Raw genomic sequence first — 19,708 nt, forward strand, 5'->3', positions numbered from 1 at the left:
GAGATGCTGAAAAAGTTAAAAAACAAGCTTAAATTAGCGGATAACCGCGGCTCGAGTTTTGTCCTTGTTATTGTATCAGCAACTTTCTTAAGCATACTGGTGTCAGCATTGTTAATGGGAACTCTTTTGGCATATAAACTTCGTTTTTATAAGCTGAATTCCCTGAATAACTTTTACAGTGTTGAAAAAGCCATGGATGAGATATATGCCGGAATTGGTGCAGCGACAAATGAGCATTTGTATTCCGCGTATACGACAACGGCTGAGATTGTTGTGTATTACAAGGATGGTCAGTATAACAATCTGACAGAAGATGAAGCGAATGATCTGTTTAAGCAGTTCTTTATGCAGGGTATCAAATCAGATAAGACATTCAGCAATATGCCAACTCTGATCGAAACCTTAAAGGGCTATATTACAGATCCGGATGTATCACTTGCCTGTGACAATCTGAGAATTGTATTCAAGGATAAAGAAGGTCGTGAAAAGTACATCAAATATGTAGCTGGAAAGAATGGAAAAGTTACAGGTGTAGCAAGTGCCAATACGATCGATGAGAATAATATCGAAGAGATTACATTCAGAAATATTGGTGTAAAGCGTACGATCACATTAAGCAGCACAGATTCCGCGAGCGGAGCAATGGCGCCTGGAACTTATGTACAGACGATCACAACAGACCTTGTATTAAAGAAACCGGAATATAATGTTTCTTTTGATATGGCAGGTGCAAACAGTGACAGCTTATATAATTACGCATTGCTAGCTGATATGGGACTTCAGGTATCCGGAACAGCAGCAGATACAGAAGTAAATATAAAGGGTAACATTTATACCGCTTCTGACTATTACAATAAAGATTATAACGGAAAAACAGATACAAAGGTAACAAATGAATACAGCCGTACAGTTGAAACCAAATGGGGATCAACAGATGAGAGTGCATATTCCGGTATCTTTGTACAGGGTGACAGAGCGAATCTGACACTGAATTCCGATATTATCGTTAACTCAGGATCTCTCGCAGCTTTTGATGGTGCGGAGATTAATCTTTCAGGACGTACATCCCTGTTATCAGAACTCTGGACCGATAACATCATCATCGGAGGTGATGAGGGCGGACAGATCAAAGCGGCAGCAAATGCTTATGTATATGATGATACAGAGCTGAATGCAGAGAAATCTGAGCTTACATTTACAAGAGGAACTTATTTTGGATACAGCTATACAGCAGATGACGTAAGAAGCATTAACCTTCTTCGTACATCCGGTAACCTTGCAACAGGATTCAAATTAAAATCACACTTCAGTGACAGTGCGATCATTGTCAATGGAAAGAATTCAACTCTGGATCTTTCAAGTCTGGAATCTCTGTATATTGCAGGTAAGTCCTATATCGAATTCTCCAAGATCGCAGCAAATACGATCACAGATGAGAAAGAAAGAAAAAACTTTGGCCTTACGAAAGATTCTGATTATGCATTCACAGCATTAAACGATTATTCAACCGGTCAGTCTCTTGATGTTAAGTCCAATCAGTTGATCTTCCTGACACAGTGGGATCTGTATGATAATACTGAGGTTGTGGATGAGAACGGTTATACACATGTTACATTAAAGTTCCCTAAGACATTTTCAAATGATGTCCAAATTAACAAGCTGTATACTGATTTCGTAAAACAGCTCACATCTAATAATTATATTGTAGAAGCAATCAAGGAGACAGTTTCCGGACATGATTATTATTATCTGTACATTCAGGATGGTGATAATAATAAAGATGGAGTAAATGATGCAGAAGAATTTGTAGAGAAGTATTATGATCTCTTAAACACAGGCATCGACGAAACGAAAAAGAAATTGTACAATGTTGCTAACTATGAAAATTTTGAAGTTAAATTACTTCTGCCAAGCAAAGATGGTGATGTGGATGGAAGCAAGATCAAAACAAGTGGAGCTGTAACTGCTCAGAACAGTGACAATTCATTATTTGTTAAGGCATCTGCAGATACATCTCTGCAGGTTGATACAGCATTAAAAAATGCAACAGGATCAAAGACATTCTCAGTGTTACTTGGTAATAAGGGTATTACAGAGAATAATAATACATTTGCAGATATTAAAAAGAATTCAGAGGCACTTGGTGATCAGACCACTCTTAGCAAAGAGGAGAAGGTCAGCAATCAGATCAATTATATGTATATCAATATGAAAGATCATCTGTCTGTAGTAGATAAAAAGGATGATACAGATACAGATGTTTCTGCATGGGAAGTGGCCGGATATACAAAGAACGGAAGTACATACACATACGCTCCGATCAAAGGATCTGACGGAAAGAACCTTGATACATTTGATTACAACTACAGTCTGACACCTCTTACCAAATATGTTGATTATGATAAGATCTTCTCCAAAAATCTTAGTATCAACAAGGTAGAGCCAGAGACAAATGCAGTTGTTATCATCAATGCAAATGATGTAACATTAAAATCCACAGCCGCTGATGGTGCTTTACAGGGTATCGTTATCTGTGGTGGTAATGTAACATTTGATAAGAGTGTAAAGTCATTCCGAGGAATGATCATATCAGGTGCAAAGATTATCTGTAACAGCAGCGTAGATATCTCAGCAGACGCATCCTTTACAGCAACTGTACTGGAAGAGTGTTCCAAGAGTGATGTAGAAGATCTGAGTCTGATCACAAGAGAGATCTTAAAGAACTATGTTAAAGTAGACGATAAAAACAATTCAGAGGTTTCTGGTTCAAGCTTATCAGACATCTCTTATAGCGACATTCTTGCATTCCAGAACTGGAAGAAGAATGTAGAGTAGGAGGGGTGAATATGATAAGAAAAATAAAAAATGATTCCGGATATTCCCTTGTTGAATTGATTATTGTTCTTGCTATCATCGCAGTTATGTCAGGACTTGCGGCAGTGTCGATTTCTTCGATACGGACAGCTCGTGCGACTTCATCAAAGGAGTCGTTCAATCAGGAATTGTCAACTCTGCAGTCCCTGACAAAAACACAGGAAAGCGATTGGGCAATGAAACTGGAAAAAGTAGATGGAAAATATAACCTGGTATATGGTAAGAGCAAGAATGGATCGGATTTCACAGAAGATACTTCAAAGGATCGTGAGATTCTGGATCGTGTAACGATTTACTATTCAAATAATGGTTCTTCCGCAGGAAGTGAAGTTTCATCTATGATCATTAAGTTTAATAAGTCAGATGGTTCTGTAAAAACCGGAAGTGGTGTATATACCTTTTATAAGGACGGATCCAATGATGCCGTTGGAAAGGTAACACTGAATCAGGCAACAGGCAGCCATTACACAGGATCATGAGGAGGGGTGAAGCGTGAAGAAAAATAATAATAAAGGTTTCACTTTCATTGAATTAGTACTGTACATTGGAATTTTAAGTGTGTTCATGGTTGCGGTAACCTCACTTGTTGGTACAGTGGTATCCTCCAATAGAAAGATGACAAATAGAAAGAAAATACAGAACGAAGCCGGTGAAACATATGATACCATATCAGATATGATCATGGGTGCGACTGATGTGAAGATATTGGGAAGCGCATATGTGGCTACTACATCAGCGGGCGTCACATCTTACAGCCCGGTTTCCGGAGTATTTATTGTTCCGGATGATACAGATACAAAGGGCAGCGGAGGTGAATTAATGTCTGCTGGTGGTATTGGAAGACGTACTGTTTATATCGAGAAAGCGGGTGGAGCTGGTCTTACACCAAAGGGTCCATGTTATGATATTGCAGATATGAAGTCGTTTGGTGATGTCACATCACCATCGACAGATGACACGACATATATTATTCCGGATAATTCCGGGAAGTTATATCTGAAAGTAGATTATGCATCTGCATTACAGAGTAACGGTGACAGTGTTATCACGACCTGTACGATCACATATGATAAGACCGAAAAAAAGCTTTATGTGTTTAAAACACCGCAATCAGATAGAATCACTGATGCAAGTGAAGCAGATGGCACTGTTCTTTGTAAGGATGTAAAGGATTTCAAATTACAGATCAATCCGGACGAGGACAGTATTGCAATTACACTGGAACTTGAAGATTCAACAACGGCGGCATCTTATAAGATAAATGGTGTTGTTGGCATTCGAAATTCATATGTGCTTAAAAAGCATACATGGGATTAAGGAGGAAAGAAATAGTGTTTAAGAACAGAAAAGTAGTATTATCATCTGTAGCGATAATATTTACACTTATAGTATGTGCTATATTCGTAAACTTTACGTTGGCTAATTCTGGAACTCCTGTTGAAAAAAGTGAAGCGGACACAAGTGGCAGTTCAACATTGGTGGGCAGCTCAAACATTGATCAGGCGATTCTTAACTCAAACGATTCCAGTCTGAAGAAGACAGGCGAGGATAAGTATCACATTGTTCAGATCCTTCCGGATGGTTTGGGATCTTATGCAACAGCAGATACATCAATGACAGAGATTGTGACTGCTTCCGGTTACTCAGGAAAGATCAGTGATGAAGCAGGATATAAAGGCACATCTGATCTGTGGAAATATGTATATGATGGAGAATACTTCAGATATGCAGTTTTCAATGGTTATAAGAATATTAAAGATGATATGGCACCGGGTGCAGTTCAATTGACGACTAAAACAGTCAGTGATCTGAACGGCATGGGTACAGAGGCACAGGAAATACTTGCAAATGCGGATTTTATCTATATCGTTGCAACAACAGCAAATGATTATGCTGCAGGCGGTACAGATATCAGCGAGAGCTTATATAACTGGCTGGATGTATATGCAGGAAAGCATCCGATCATCTTTGATCGATATGCATTATGTACAGCGGAGCCTGAAAAGATCACAGGTAATAATGACCAGTATCGTATGGGATCTCTGGCATACAAATATGTAACAAAAACATTAAAGGGAAGAACAGATAATGTTCTCTGTGTAGAACCTGGTTTCTTCAATGTCCTTTATAAAGAAGCAAGTGGTAAAAAGCCAGATCCAATGACAAATACCACAAAGACAATATCGGACTTTATTCTGACTGCTGAACGTTCTGCAACAGAAGGCGGAAAGGATTACATCAATAAGAACAGATATTATAAATGGTATACAGATGATAAGATGGAAAACTTCTTAAATAATAAGACCGATAAGGTTGATTCTGCATACGCAAAGATATCTGGAAATACGCAGGGTATATCAGGTTCCAGACATGAATGGAAATTTGATAATGCAAATGTTCTGGTGATCACAGATGGTACATCAAACAGTATGTTCTCAGAACTGGCATCAAAGAATGATGCACCGCAGTGCTCTGCAGAAAATTATGTATATAATAGTAAAACAAAGAAGTGGGAGTCTGTTGTAAAAGCTCCAAACAGCGACTTTACAAGTGATGCTTATGCCGGTAAGGGTTATAAGTTTGTTCCAAGTGGAGCAAATATCTATCAGATTCAGAGTAAGGATCTGTTAAATGCGGTTGACAGCTCAAAGGGAGCAAAGTATACAGCAAATGATCTTGCTAAGACTTATTTCCAGGATGTTGCTGCAAAGCAGATTACCGGTACGATCAAGTCTAAGGGAGATCTTGCAGGCTCTGTTGTTTATCTGGTTGTAACTCCAAAGGGAGAAGCAAGCAAACTGGCTGGTAATACAGATGGTACAGTTCTGGCATGTGAACTTACAACCGGTGAAGATGGAAATGGATCATATGATGAAGAGACAGGTATCTATACATATGAATATGGATTTCCTAAAGTAAATGCTGATTATGATTACAGTGTTCTTTTGGAGGCAACAGTGGATCCATCTTCATATGAAGACAATGGAGATGATTCTGATACATCAGGCGATAACGCAGGTACAGGCGATAATTCCGGTACAGGTGATAATTCCGGCACAGGAGATAACGCAGGTACAGGCGATAACGCAGGCACAGGAGATAATTCCGGTACAGGCGATAACGCAGGTACAGGCGATAATTCCGGTACAGGCGATAACGCAGGCGCAGGAGATAATTCCGGTACAGGCGATAACGCAGGCGCAGGAGATAATTCCGGTACAGGCGATAACGCAGGTGCAGGTGATAACGCAGGTACAGGTGATGGCTCTGATCCGGCAGCGGATCCGAATGCAATCAGCGAGGATTATCTGATCGGAAGTAACGGTAATGATTTCATCGTTTCTGTAAAGGGAGAAAGCAAAGATGATGCTTACGACTACACAAATGACTGCGATGAATATAAAGAATACACAGACAAGTGTGCTGCTGATCCGACAAACTATACAACAGATGTATATACAGATGATCTTATCTTTGAGACATCAGAACAGGTATATGCTTATGTAGATGCTCAGTATAAAAAGTATAAAAATGATGTCCTGTTGCCAAAAGTTACAGGAACGAATGTAATTGATTTTACAGAGTATGATTTTATCTTTATTGAATCAGGTGATTATAAAGATGAGATCGGTGATTCAGCATACCAGAAGTTATGTTCAGCAGTAGAAGAGGGTGTGTATGTAATCGCAAGCAGTGAAGCCGGAGACGGTATTGGATCCGGAAACAATAATGGTGGTGGATCAGGTGATCCAGATAAGATTATTATCAACAGTCCATCAGCAAAGGTGATCGCAGATATTATCAATGCCGGTGTATACCGAAGAGGCAGTGATAATAAATTCAGAGTTCTGGAAATTCAGCCGGATTATCCAATTGATGAAGAACTCGCAAGATCTTCATCGGTTAAGAATGGATCCGGTGCATGGACAAATGGTACCAATACACACGGAGAAAAAATCTATGGTAATTATTATACCGTTCCATCGGATGTAGCTGAGGGCTATGCAGTGGAGGAGCTTTCACCGGGCAGTGAGTATTATGATTTTGATCTGACGAAGGCAAAGATTGCATATGCGATCGATGGTATCTCATATTCAGATATTGAGCTTACACAGGTTTCATCAGAGGCACTGATCGGTATGACAGATGATATCGCTGCTACATATGACCTTGTATATATCGGTGGAGATATCAGCGCTCTGGACAGAGATCTGAGTAAGATATACGATTCCAGTGTATTTGCTTATATCGGACCAAGCGCAGAACAGTTAGTATCCGCAATTCCTACATTTGTTATGTATTACCATACAGGTGTTCTGAAGGAGATGGGTGGTACCGGTTCTTACAAGATGACAAGATCAATCACAGGTTCTGAGCTTATGGCAACACCGGTGATTGGCTCAACAAAGTATAAGACAACATATGTTGTTGAAAATGGTAATGACCTGACAAAGAATAAGTATGATGAGCTTGTATCTTACGTTAATCTTGGAAGACCGATCATGGTTGGCAATGAACTGACTTCGGTATTTGAAAAGGTAAATGGAACAGATGCAGACGGCAATGGTCTTACAGATGCGCAGAAGAGTCAGGGCTACTGGTATAATGCAGGCAAGCTGGAAAGAAAGAACTTCTATCTGGATCCATCATCCAGAATGTATGACCTTTTGAATGTGATCAATAACAGAAGATCCAAAGGAACAAATGTATTATGGGGCGTAGATGCAACCGATACACAGAAGATTGATAATTCAAATAAGCAGTATGGTGATACACTGTACACTTATAAGATTGCTGAAAAGCAGACAATGCTTGATTCAGAGGCACAGCAGAAGACATGGTATAAGGATGCAACAGATGAGACGGCTATCAAGTCGTATGCAACAGTATTCTCAGAGGATACAAATGCAGCGATTAACAATCTTGTTAAACAGTCTACATCAAGAGCGCGTCTTACAGTTACAAGTGCACCGGTTGAATATTCAGAGGGTATTACAAGCACATATCTGAAGACAACCAATTTATCATTTACCTTCTCTGTAGCAGGATCGGAAAAGAGTTATAAATATTCAATCTGTATTGACAAGAATAAGAATACACAGTTTGATCATGATAAGACGATTGACTATTATGTAACAGGTGATATAGATACATCAACAGGAACATCCGGTTCTGCAGTAAAGAATAAGACAGTAAATATTGCACTGGATCAGGATTTCTTCGGTTCTGCATACTGGCAGATCCTTATTATGGATAGTAAGGATAATATCATTGCAGAAGAGCGTGGTATCTGCAAGATCGTAAACAACACAGACGGAATCAGTGATATCAATGTTTTACAGGTTCAGACCATGTCAGAAGGACAGGGAGCAACATCCTGGGGAGCAACAGATACATTGTACTTTGATATTCAGTCACAGACAGCACATAAGATTCTGAAGTATAACACCTATGCAAATCAGACAGCACTTGATACAGCAGATGTTGCACAGTATAAATGTCTGGGACGTCATGAGAATCGTTTTGGTATCGTTCCATATGACACAGATCTGTTCTATGGTTCACAGAAGGGTAATGATGATTATCTTTCAAATTTTGCAGATACCTTAGCAGAGGATTACGATATCAGTCTTGATATGGTAGTAGCTTCAGCGGATAAAGCTGCTTTTACAACAAAGGATAATCAGGCAGACACATATGACTGTCTGGATACCTGGGTAGAAGAGGCAGATAAGCTGGAGAATGGCGGTACAGTAGAAGGTAGAAACAAGAAGCAGTATGCAACAGATGCAACAATTGCTTTGGCAGCTTATAACAAATATGTATCTGAGACCGTTAAGCCAAAAGAAGACCTGGATAGCTACATCAAGGGTGCTATTCAGTCCTTACAGGGCACATATACAGGTTCTACAAATTATGTAGCAAGAGGTACTTATAATACGTTCCTTGGTGGTTTCAAGTCATCTGTTTCAAACAGTGACCTGATCGATCTCCTTAATTATACGATCGATACCGGTGAGTACTATATGGTATTCTGGCCTGTATACAGTACAAATACAGATATTACATTTGCCAGCGGAAAGATTTCATCTACAATGTTCGGCAGTGAATTTGTAGAACTGTATGAGAAGTACAGAGATGCAAAGGATAAAGAATTAGATGCATTAGATGTGTATAAGAAAGATTTAAGACGTTCTTATGGTAAAAATTTCATGAAGAAGCAGTATTCAATTCTGGTTCTTGGTCCATCCGATTCTTTTGGTGGATTCAAGGTAGACTTGAAGCAGCGTACTTGTGAATACATTCTGGATTATGTATCAAATGGTGGAGATTTATTCTTCTTCCATGACACAATGACACCGTATGCAGATGCAGGTGCTGTTAATCTGACAAAGTCATTACTTGATATTGTTGGAATGAACAGATTCCATGTAGATCTTACAAATAATGCCAACACATATGAGGTCGTAAATGACGGATATGTTACAGGTGTTACACGGGAAGGCCTTGTAAAGGGAACATTGACAGAAGATGGATATATCTATACAAAGCAGAATTCATCTGGTTCACCAGCCGGAATGATAAAGGGAACTTTGGCAGAAGATGGATATATTTATGAGCCGAAATCATATGGAACAACACATGATTTGAAGGGTCCGTTGAATGGATGGGAAAAAGATAATGCTTACATGGATTTAACAGCAAATTATACCCGTACATTCTATAAAAAGAAAGCTACAGCAGGAACGTCCGGATACATTTATCAGGATGCAGTAACATATGACCAGTATTCATATATCAACGACTGGGGCGGTGTAGATACCGGATATTTTACAAAGACAGAAGCAAAGGCTGGAACCTCAGGATACATTTATCAGGAGGGCGGCAAGCCAACGTATTCAGACAAGAATACATCACTGGCATACAAGTCGGAGGACGCTGACCTGTATTATCTTACACCATATGTAAATAATTCAATCGCAGGAAAGAGTCTTGTAAACAGTATTAATGCTAATATGACACAGATCGCATCCAGCTATAACAAGGTTGGAAACATTGGAATGTATGTAAGTGCATTGTCAATGACCAGTTTGTACTATGATAAGAATGGTGGCGGTGGTGCAACATACACCTTACCATATGTATATGCACAGAGTGATTTCCAGAGTGCGACAGCATGGTCAGCATCATCAACAGCCGATCAGTCAGCAAATTCACAGACTGTAAAGGCAAAACAGTTAAATGAAGGTCTGATCACATTGTATCCATACAAGATTGGTGATTCCCTGAATATTTCAGGTACACATCAGCAGGTATATGCACTTGATCTGGAAGCAGGCGATGTAACTGTATGGTATACACTGGCAGGTTCTAACAACTCAAGTGATGCGAAGAAGAGATCATCCCTGTATGCAGCAGATCCATATGATGGAATGGAGAACTACTACATCTACACAACATCTTATGGTAACGGAGCAATTACATACTGTGGAGCCGGTCATGGATCGGTTACAGGTCCTACAACAAGAAATAATGATGAAAGAAAGCTCTTCATCAACGTTATTGTAAACAGTGCAGAAGCAGTAAAGGAAAAACCTACATTATATGTTTATGATCCTGATACAGATTTCAAGAAAGAAATGGCAAAGGACGAAGAGATATCTGAGTCAATTGGTAAGACCGTATATTTGGATGAAGTAGCAGATAAGACAACATCACCGGAATTCGACTTCAAGATCAATGTTCCAAATGATGTAACAGTGGATGCAATTAACGTATACTATGATCTGGATTATGATGATACAGATATGGCAAACAATCGTCCAGCATATGCAGAGGGTACAGATCGTATGATCTGGAATACACCGGCATCCGATAAGGAAAAAGCAGGCATTGTGGAAGATAGTGCATCGACAAAGAAGATACAGATTAAGGATAAGTTTACAGATTCCAATAACCTGAAGCCAACAGATGAACTGTTCGCACCATATGGTGGAAACTACACCTACATAGTTGTAGAAGTATACTACAATGGTAAGACAAAACCGATCTATACAATGATCAAGGTAAAAGCATCTGATCCATTGTTCAATCTGACACAATCAGATAGTGCAATTCAGGTTGCAGCAAATGATGTAGCTTATACGAAAAAATTTGTATTGGCTTAACAAATATAAGAATTGACAAACAATCTTATATATTACAAGGCGGGCAGTAATGTCCGCCTTATTTCTGTATATTTGGAATAATTCTTGTAAGAACAAACAGAAGATGCTACTATGTTAATGTTTCCTTTTTATTACATAATGCGGTGAGAGGACATATGTATATGAGCGGAAGAAAGAGAAAAAAATAAGCCATTTTGGTTAAGACAGATCATAAGGAGAAGAGGTAAATGATGATAGATGGAAAGACAAGAACGCTTGGTCTGTTAGGAGATCCGGTAGAGCATACAATGTCGCCGCTGATCCACAATACATTAAGTGAAACACTTGGACTAAATAATGTGTATGTACCATTTCACACAAAAGCAGAAGACCTTGGAGAGGCAGTGAAAGGAGCTTATGCACTGAATATTCTGGGCTTAAATGTGACTGTACCGCATAAGAATGAGGTTATGAAATATTTGTCAGAGCTGGATGAAGGGGCACAGGCGATCGGTGCTGCTAATACCCTGGTGCGGACAGAAAATGGATATAAAGGCTATAATACGGATATGCTGGGGCTTCTTCGTGAGGTGAGATCTTATGGAGTAGAACTTGATGCGCATGATGTCATTATTTTAGGAGCCGGCGGAGCTGCAAAGGCTGTAGCCTATATGTGTGGGGCAAATGGAGCAGGACATGTATATATCTTAAACCGTACGGTATCGAAAGCACAGGCAATCGCAGATCATATGAATGATTTCTTTGGAAAGCAGAATATGACTGCTATGAGCATTCAAGACTATCACAAACTTCCGGAGAAAAAATATATTGTATTCCAGTCAACTTCAAAGGGTCTGTATCCGCATAGTGATGAGGTAATAATTGAAGATCCGGCATTTTACCAGATGGTATCAGTGGGAATTGATCTGATCTATAAACCATTCTGTACCAGATTTATGTCTTTGTGCAGACAGGCAGGAGCAAAGAGTTATAATGGTCTGAAGATGCTGTTATATCAAGGAATAATTGCATATGAACTGTGGAATGATATATCGGTGGATGAGAAAACAGCAGATATGATCTATCAGAAACTGTTGAAAAAAACACGGGATAATATTATTTTGACAGGATTTATGGGATCCGGAAAGACAACAGTTGGACAGCTTTTATCTGAAAAATATGGATATACATTTATAGATACTGACCAGTATATAGAAGAAAAATGTGGCTGTACGATCGCAGAATTATTCAGTAAAAAGGGCGAAGCATATTTCAGACAATTGGAGACAGATACATTAAAAGAATTAAATACGTCATTGACACACGCGGTACTTTCGACCGGCGGAGGACTTCCGCTTCGAGAGGAGAATGCTGTAGAGCTTGCAACTCTTGGAACAGTCGTTTATTTACAGATCACTCCGGAAGAAGTCATATCACGATTATCCGGTGACAACACCAGACCACTTCTGGCAGGCGGCAATCCGGAACAAAAGGTACGAGATCTCTTAACCTACCGCACCCCGTTATATGAACGTGCGGCAGATCTGACAATCCCTGTCACAGAATTGACTCCTGAGCATATAGTGGAAGAAATAATAAGCAAAATATAGTATAAACTATGTACTTAATTAAAAGCAAAAACTAATACGCAATGTTTTGTTTTTAAAATAATAGAGCGTAAGCGACTTATGAAAGAGACATATCACGGCCACCAATCGTCCGGGAATCCGTGAATTGGTAAAAAGTAGTTGAAATATTCTGTAGAATATTATAAAATGTCACAAGAAGTTCATATCTTAAGGAGGAAAAGAAAATTATGGCAGAGATGATCTCAGCAGGTGATTTCAGAAATGGTGTTACGATTGAATTTGAAGGAAATATTTATCAGATTATAGAGTTCCAGCATGTAAAGCCTGGTAAAGGTGCTGCATTTGTAAGAACAAAGCTTAAGAATATCAAGAGTGGTGGTGTTGTAGAAAAGACATTCCGTCCAACAGAGAAGTGCGAGAAGGCTCATATCGAAAGAAAAGATATGCAGTATCTGTACAATGATGGTGATCTTTACTACTTCATGGATCCGGAGACATACGATCAGATTCCATTGAATAAAGCAGCAATCGGAGATGCATTAAAGTTCGTTAAGGAGAACGAGATCTGTAAGCTTGTTTCCCATAATGGTTCTGTATTTGGTGTAGAGCCACCATTATTTGTAGAATTACTGATCACAGAGTGCGAGCCTGGTGTAAAGGGTGATACAGCTACAGGTGCTACAAAGCCTTGTGTAGTTGAGACAGGAGCAACACTCTATGTTCCTTTATTTGTAAATGAAGGAGATACGATCAAGATCGATACACGTACAGGCGAGTATCTTTCAAGAGTTTAATTCGATCAGAATATAAGAGAGATAGTAGGAGCTGGTCATATATGATTAGGCTCCTATTACACTTTACAAACATTTTTCAGGAGGAAATGACATGGCAACAGCATATAATCATAAAGTTGTTGAGAAGAAGTGGCAGAAGGTCTGGGATGATAACAAGGCTTTTGCTGCAACAGATGATTACAGTAAACCAAAATATTACGCATTAGTTGAGTTCCCATATCCATCCGGACAGGGACTTCATGTTGGTCATCCAAGGCCATATACAGCACTCGATATTGTAGCCAGAAAGAGAAGAATGCAGGGCTATAATGTTCTTTATCCAATGGGTTGGGATGCATTTGGACTTCCGACCGAGAATTATGCGATCAAGAACAAGATCCATCCAAAGGAAGTAACAAAGAATAACGTAGCAAGATTTAAGGCACAGCTTCATTCCCTTGGATATTCATTTGACTGGGATCGTGAGATCAATACAACGGATCCGGAATATTACAAATGGACACAGTGGATCTTCCTGAAGTTATTCAAGGCAGGTCTGGCATATAAGAAAGAAATGCCGATCAACTGGTGTACATCCTGTAAGGTTGGTCTTGCAAATGAGGAAGTTGTAAATGGTGTCTGTGAGCGTTGTGGTGCACCGGTTGTCCGTAAGGTCAAATCTGAATGGATGTTAAAGATCACAGAATATGCAGATAAGCTGATCGAAGGTCTCGATACTGTTGATTATATTGAGCGTGTGAAGGTATCACAGAAGAACTGGATCGGACGTTCTACAGGTGCAGAAGTGGATTTCCAGATCAAAGGAAAAGAAGATAAGCTTCGTATCTACACAACCAGATGTGATACATTATTTGGAGCAACCTATATGGTTGTATCACCGGAGCATCCATTGCTTGATAAATATAAAGATGAGATCAAGAACTGGTCTGAGATCGAAAGCTACAGAGAGCAGGCTGCCAGAAAGTCTGATTTTGAGCGTTCTGAGCTTGCAAAGGATAAGACCGGTGTAGCTATTGATGGTCTGGTAGCAATCAATCCTGTAAATGAGAAAGAGATCCCGATCTGGGTATCCGATTATGTACTGATGTCATATGGTACAGGTGCGATCATGGCGGTTCCTGCACATGACGAAAGAGACTGGGAATTTGCAAAGAAATTCAATCTGCCGCTGATTCAGGTTGTAGCAAAGGATGGAGAAGAAGTAGATATCAATGAAGCAGCATTTACAGATGTTGCAACAGGTGTTCTGATCAATTCCGGCTTCTTAAATGGTTTACAGGTAAAAGATGCAAAAGAGAAGATGATCGAGTTCCTGGAAGAAAAGAAAATCGGTAAGGCAAAAGTTAATTATAAGCTCCGTGACTGGGTTTTCTCCCGTCAGAGATACTGGGGCGAGCCAATTCCGATCATTCATTGTGATAAATGTGGCTATGTACCTCTTGATGAAAGTGAACTTCCGCTGATGCTTCCGGAGGTAGAGAGCTATATGCCAACGGATAATGGAGAATCTCCACTTGCAGCTATGACGGATTGGGTAAATGTGAAGTGCCCATGTTGTGGAGGTCCTGCAAAGCGTGAGACAGATACCATGCCTCAGTGGGCTGGTTCATCGTGGTATTTCTTGAGATACACGGATCCAAAGAATACAGAGGCACTTGCAAGCAAGGAAGCATTAAAATACTGGCTGCCGGTTGACTGGTACAATGGTGGTATGGAGCATACAACACTTCATCTGCTTTATTCCAGATTCTGGCATAAATTCCTGTATGATCAGGGCGTTGTTCCTACACCGGAACCATATCAGAAGCGTACTTCCCATGGTATGATCCTTGGTGAGAATGGCGAGAAGATGAGTAAGTCCAGAGGAAATGTTGTAAATCCGGATGATATTGTAAATGCATATGGTGCAGATACATTAAGAACATATGAGATGTTCATTGGAGCCTTTGATCTTGCTGCATCATGGTCAGATGATGGTGTAAAGGGATGTCGTCGTTTCCTTGAGAGAGTATGGAAACTGCAGGATATCGTAGTAGATGGTGATGCTTACTCTAAGGATATGGAGACAAAGATGCATCAGACGATCAAGAAGGTTTCAACTGACTTTGAGAATCTGAAGTATAATACAGCTATTGCTGCTATGATGGCACTTGTAAATGATTTCTATAAGAAGAATGCAGTGACAAAGGGTGAGATGAAGACACTCCTTACATTATTGAATCCGGTTGCACCACATATCACAGAGGAAATGTGGAGTATTCTTGGTTACGATGGATATCTTTATCAGGCATCATGGCCAACATTTGATGAGGCAAAGACTGTTGAGTCTACAGTAGAGATTGCAGTCCAGATCAATGGTAAGATGAAAGCAACTCTTTCAATCAATAAGGCTGATCCAAAGGATGATGTTATTGCAAAGGCAAAAGAAGCTATCGCAGACAAGCTGACTGGCAATATCGTAAAAGAAATTTATGTACCGGGAAGAATTGTAAACATTGTGATGAAATAAATCTGTCAAGCAAATAAGCAGTGTGCCTGCAAGGCAGGCAAAGCTGCTTATTTATTTGACGGAAAAAACAACATAAGCATGTAGAGCGGATGCTCGGAATGCGCATGTTGTGGGATGATTTCGGGAGTTCGAAGAACGTAGAAATCATATTATTTCATAAATATAAATACAAAATAAGCAGTGAGCCTGCAAGGCAGGCAAAGCTGCTTATTTATATTTTACAGGAAATTACGAAACATGGCGATCTTCTGGCGTTCAGCAGGGGAAGCCTGTTCCATCATAATATCCATGATGAGATTGGATTCCTCTTTTGAGAAAGAAAGATTACGTTTTTGAAGCTCCCGGTTTAACTGCATGATCTGAGGAAACATCTGTTCCATAGTAGCATTGTGGGAACCGTTTGCAAGTTCCAGAATAATCTGACGTTTCAGGGGCATAAGGTTTTTCAGACGGGGATCGTTTTCAAATTGATTCATGGCAATGGATCGTCCTTTCTGTTTTATAGGATTTATTTTGATTCCGGTTATATGTATTTATAATCTATAATGACCGGTCAGGTTGCAGACCGGGTGTTCGTGTCGTATTCCTGTAACAACTGCATGATGTGATCTATGGAATTGTCGCTATGTTGGGATAATGATTGATCAGTCGTACTGGTATTTTTCGTGTTTTCATGTGTGGAGGAATCGTGAATTTTCTCATCTGTTCTGTTCCCCTGTATGGACGGATTATTATTTGTATATTCTGTATCTGTGGATATAGATGTGTTATCCGGTTCAGCTTGAACGGTTTGGTCATAAGCCTGGAAAATGCTTTGAAAATCCGGAAACTCAGAATCGGTCCGGTTCATGGCATTCATAACCTGCATCATATTCATTGCCTGCTGCATATTTTTCATCTGATCGGCGATATCCGGAAAGCCACACTGGGCCAGCGATGCCAGAATATCATTTTGATTATGAAGATCACGGTTGAAATCACACTGACGGATATAGGACTGATTGTTGATCACACGCATGATCTGTTGGAGTTCCATCATTTTCAGATAGATAACGAGTGGCATGCGCATAGGTCCTTCCACAAAGGGTAGGATTGCTTCCAGAAGAAACAGACGGTCATCCGATATTAATTTGTCAAGTGGATGGGAGTGCGGAATCTGATTCATGGAAACCTCCTTATGAGTACTGTGATACGGATGTTTCCGGATGGTTAGCCGGTTACCCGTTTTCTGTTATAAGTTTCATAGTGTTATTTATGAATAGTCAGGTGTAATTATGCATAATAAACAGAAAATGGATGCTGCAAGAATAACCGGAACTGCCAGCGGTAAGGCATGGGACAATTCCGGTAGCATGCTTGTTATATTGGTGAAATGGTCACTGATCGCATTTCATATGTTCCCGCATCATTTTGAAATGAAAGGGAATGGTTGCTGTTAGCATCCACAGCCACAACCGCAGTCATTTCCATTGCCGCATCCACCACAGCAGCAAAGGAGAATCAGGATGATCCAGATGCAGTCACAGCCATTACTTCCGCCGCCACAGCCACAGTCATTTCCAAAACCATTTCCGCAGCAGGAGAAGAGAAGAAGAAGGATGATGATGCAAGAGCAGCTGCTGCCTCCACCAAAACCAAACATTCCATTTTTTCCACAACCGCACTGTGTTGCTGATAAATCACTCATGGTAAATACCTCCAATTTTCTTTATGCTATAGAGTATTCCGGGGAAAGACAAATGTGACAAAAATACAAAAACAATATACGAAAAAACCATAGATATGATATAATGGTGAAGAATCGCTTGCTTGTAAGGACGATTTTTCGAATGCATTGAGTGAGTTATGCTCACGAAATAATGAACGCAAAAGCGCTTATAAAGGGGTAAAAACAGGAGAAGATAACAGTATGATTTATAAATGTGTAAACTGTGGTGGAAATGTTGTATTTGATCCACAAAGTGGACATATGAAATGCCTGAGCTGTGGTGGAAGTGACTGTGAGCAGAGTATACCGTCGGAGACACCGATGATCTGTCCGTCCTGCGGATCACAGATCACATATCGGAATGAATATGGTTCAGCAGGAAAATGTCCAGCCTGTGGTACATTTCTGATCAGAGATGACTTTGTGGTGTATCCGTATGGACCGGATATGATCCTGCCATTTAAGTTTTCAAAACATCTGGCAGAAGAGAAGCTAAAGGAAGAATTTGGAAAAAAGTTATTCCTGCCAGCGGACTTTTTATCGACAAAGACACTGGAAAAGCTTCGGGGAGTATATGTTCCATTCTGGATATATGATTTTGATTCCAATGTTGATTATACCGCAATTGGTACGAAGGTGCGGACATGGACATCCGGAGACAGGAGATACACGGAGACATCTTATTTTGATGTATACCGGAAATTGCATATCAAATACAACGGAATTCCGGTTGATGCATCAGTCGAGATGCCGGATGGAATTATGGACCTGATGGAGCCTTATGGATATGATGCGCTGTTAAAGCATGATAATAAGTTCATGTCAGGCTTTGAGGCAGAGGTTTATAATTATACCCCAGATCAGTTATCCGGACGTGCGGTTAAAAAGATCAACGATACATCCATGGAGTGGGCAAAAAGTGAAGCCAGTGGATATAATTCGTTGTTGACTAAAAACATGAATGCCAATAATCAGTTGCTTGGAAATAAATTTGCTTTGATGCCGGTGTGGATTTATGAATATCGGTATCAAGGACAGAATTATATGTTTTATGTAAATGGCCAGACTGGAAAGTGTGTTGGAACTCCGCCAAGAAGTGTCAGCCGTGCAATCGGACTGACAGCAGCATTTGCTGCATCGGTTGCGGCTTGTGCCAGTGGAATTGCTATGCTTCTGGAGGTGTTGTAAATGAAAAAATTCAGGATAACAGTTCTTATATTATTTGCGATCGGTATTGTATTTATGATCATGGGACTGATCGTTTCAAACAGCAATCTGAAGCATGATGCACGGAGTAATACGGAATGCAGGACAGATCAGCGTGTGTTTGATTATGCAGATAAACTGACAGGCAATGAGGAACAGTCACTGGAAAAAAAGATTGCAAAATGGGAAGACAAAACAGGCATGGATATCGTTGTAATGACGATCGATAATGCACAGGCACAGAGTATGTTCGGTACTTATATGGACGATACTTATTATGAAGAATTTGAGGCAATCAAGACAGTTGCCAAGAGCTTCAGTGAGCAGGAACGCTTTGGTTGGGAAAACTGGGAATACAACCCACAAAGTAACCGGAGCACCAGCGATGGCTATGTACCAAGCGACAGCATCATTATAGCTGCAAATTATGAAGCTGGTGATGTATGGATGAGCACAACAGGAACAAGAGTCAGAGCAAGGATCAGTGATTCCAAAGCATCCAGCCTAACAGAGAAAGGTGGCAAGTACCTGAGAGAGGATGCAGAGAAGGGGTTTGCAACTATGATCCAGGGGGCGGTACAGTGTATGAAGAGCTCCAGTGGTGGCGGCCTGAAGATTCCCCCATTTTATATTGTGATTCTGGTGTTGATCTGTGGAGCTATATTCTTTATAACGAATATGTCAAAGAAGGCAGGCGAAACGACAACTAATCTGAATACATATGTAAATGGAAATGCGCAGGTACTGGACAGAAGGGATATATTTGTCCGCAAGGAAGTTACCAGTGTTAAGATCGAATCATCCAGCAGCGGCGGAGGCGGCAGCAGCGGTGGAGGAGGCGGCAGCCACGGTGGTGGCGGAAGCCATTTTTAAAACGAAAT

General features: G+C 40.2%; 13 protein-coding genes. 10 read left to right on the forward strand and 3 right to left on the reverse strand.

Features of this window, described 5'->3' with window-relative positions:
• Positions 1-3: 3 nt before the first annotated feature.
• The 7 genes from OCV60_RS07390 to leuS all read left to right on the forward strand — a co-directional run bounded on the left by OCV60_RS07390 (position 4) and on the right by leuS (position 15,913).
• On the forward strand, positions 4-2,835 hold the full coding sequence (locus OCV60_RS07390) for a hypothetical protein (RefSeq protein ID WP_262529909.1): 2,832 nt from the start codon (positions 4-6) through the stop codon (positions 2,833-2,835).
• A gap of 11 nt (positions 2,836-2,846) precedes the next feature.
• Positions 2,847-3,353: a pilus assembly FimT family protein gene (locus OCV60_RS07395; RefSeq protein ID WP_021943481.1), complete on the forward strand. Its 507-nt coding sequence runs from the start codon at positions 2,847-2,849 to the stop codon at positions 3,351-3,353.
• A gap of 13 nt (positions 3,354-3,366) precedes the next feature.
• Entirely contained in the window at positions 3,367-4,191 is an 825-nt protein-coding gene (locus OCV60_RS07400) for a prepilin-type N-terminal cleavage/methylation domain-containing protein (protein ID WP_262529910.1), read from the forward strand.
• Between the two features lie 14 nt (positions 4,192-4,205).
• Positions 4,206-11,042 (forward strand): DUF5057 domain-containing protein, encoded by a 6,837-nt coding sequence (locus tag OCV60_RS07405; protein WP_262529911.1) that lies wholly within the window; start codon positions 4,206-4,208, stop codon positions 11,040-11,042.
• A 227-nt stretch (positions 11,043-11,269) separates the two neighbouring features.
• Entirely contained in the window at positions 11,270-12,631 is a 1,362-nt protein-coding gene (gene aroE / locus OCV60_RS07410; protein ID WP_117785443.1) for a shikimate dehydrogenase, read from the forward strand.
• A 215-nt stretch (positions 12,632-12,846) separates the two neighbouring features.
• A complete protein-coding gene (gene efp, locus OCV60_RS07415; protein WP_044946272.1) occupies positions 12,847-13,404 on the forward strand; it encodes an elongation factor P in 558 nt (185 codons plus the stop codon).
• A gap of 91 nt (positions 13,405-13,495) precedes the next feature.
• A complete protein-coding gene (gene leuS, locus OCV60_RS07420; protein WP_021943381.1) occupies positions 13,496-15,913 on the forward strand; it encodes a leucine--tRNA ligase in 2,418 nt (805 codons plus the stop codon).
• Positions 15,914-16,131: 218 nt separating this feature from the next.
• Here the strand turns inward: leuS and OCV60_RS07425 are convergent, their stop codons facing one another.
• Positions 16,132-16,389: a hypothetical protein gene (locus OCV60_RS07425; protein WP_021943383.1), complete on the reverse strand. Its 258-nt coding sequence runs from the start codon at positions 16,387-16,389 to the stop codon at positions 16,132-16,134.
• A 77-nt stretch (positions 16,390-16,466) separates the two neighbouring features.
• Positions 16,467-17,078: a hypothetical protein gene (locus OCV60_RS07430; RefSeq protein WP_021943384.1), complete on the reverse strand. Its 612-nt coding sequence runs from the start codon at positions 17,076-17,078 to the stop codon at positions 16,467-16,469.
• Between the two features lie 109 nt (positions 17,079-17,187).
• Between OCV60_RS07430 and OCV60_RS07435 the strand changes: the two genes are divergently transcribed.
• Positions 17,188-17,352: a hypothetical protein gene (locus OCV60_RS07435; RefSeq protein WP_173783371.1), complete on the forward strand. Its 165-nt coding sequence runs from the start codon at positions 17,188-17,190 to the stop codon at positions 17,350-17,352.
• Here the strand turns inward: OCV60_RS07435 and OCV60_RS07440 are convergent.
• Positions 17,349-17,600 (reverse strand): chorion class high-cysteine HCB protein 13, encoded by a 252-nt coding sequence (locus OCV60_RS07440; protein ID WP_117785440.1) that lies wholly within the window; start codon positions 17,598-17,600, stop codon positions 17,349-17,351. The genes OCV60_RS07435 and OCV60_RS07440 overlap by 4 nt on opposite strands.
• A 222-nt stretch (positions 17,601-17,822) precedes the next feature.
• Here OCV60_RS07440 and OCV60_RS07445 point away from each other — a divergent pair, with 222 nt between their 5' ends.
• Both OCV60_RS07445 and OCV60_RS07450 read left to right on the forward strand, forming a co-directional pair.
• The gene (locus OCV60_RS07445; RefSeq protein ID WP_117821924.1) at positions 17,823-18,809 is read left to right on the forward strand and encodes a TFIIB-type zinc ribbon-containing protein; all 987 of its coding nucleotides are present in this window, start codon (positions 17,823-17,825) and stop codon (positions 18,807-18,809) included.
• Positions 18,810-19,700: a TPM domain-containing protein gene (locus OCV60_RS07450; RefSeq protein ID WP_117785438.1), complete on the forward strand. Its 891-nt coding sequence runs from the start codon at positions 18,810-18,812 to the stop codon at positions 19,698-19,700. It begins immediately after the preceding gene.
• Positions 19,701-19,708: the final 8 nt, after the last annotated feature.

The sequence above is a fragment of the Coprococcus ammoniilyticus genome (assembly GCF_025567345.1).
Lineage (GTDB): Bacteria > Bacillota > Clostridia > Lachnospirales > Lachnospiraceae > Coprococcus > Coprococcus ammoniilyticus.

Excerpts from the sequence above, each read along its gene's own strand:
- OCV60_RS07390 (WP_262529909.1), top strand. The coding sequence starts at position 4 with ATGCTGAAAAAGTTAAAAAACAAGCTTAAATTAGCGGATAACCGCGGC.
- OCV60_RS07395 (WP_021943481.1), top strand. The coding sequence starts at position 2,847 with ATGATAAGAAAAATAAAAAATGATTCCGGATATTCCCTTGTTGAATTG.
- aroE (WP_117785443.1), top strand. The coding sequence starts at position 11,270 with ATGATGATAGATGGAAAGACAAGAACGCTTGGTCTGTTAGGAGATCCG.
- efp (WP_044946272.1), top strand. The coding sequence starts at position 12,847 with ATGATCTCAGCAGGTGATTTCAGAAATGGTGTTACGATTGAATTTGAA.
- leuS (WP_021943381.1), top strand. The coding sequence starts at position 13,496 with ATGGCAACAGCATATAATCATAAAGTTGTTGAGAAGAAGTGGCAGAAG.
- OCV60_RS07425 (WP_021943383.1), bottom strand. The coding sequence starts at position 16,389 with ATGAATCAATTTGAAAACGATCCCCGTCTGAAAAACCTTATGCCCCTG.
- OCV60_RS07430 (WP_021943384.1), bottom strand. The coding sequence starts at position 17,078 with ATGAATCAGATTCCGCACTCCCATCCACTTGACAAATTAATATCGGAT.
- OCV60_RS07435 (WP_173783371.1), top strand. The coding sequence starts at position 17,188 with ATGCATAATAAACAGAAAATGGATGCTGCAAGAATAACCGGAACTGCC.
- OCV60_RS07440 (WP_117785440.1), bottom strand. The coding sequence starts at position 17,600 with ATGAGTGATTTATCAGCAACACAGTGCGGTTGTGGAAAAAATGGAATG.
- OCV60_RS07445 (WP_117821924.1), top strand. The coding sequence starts at position 17,823 with ATGATTTATAAATGTGTAAACTGTGGTGGAAATGTTGTATTTGATCCA.
- OCV60_RS07450 (WP_117785438.1), top strand. The coding sequence starts at position 18,810 with ATGAAAAAATTCAGGATAACAGTTCTTATATTATTTGCGATCGGTATT.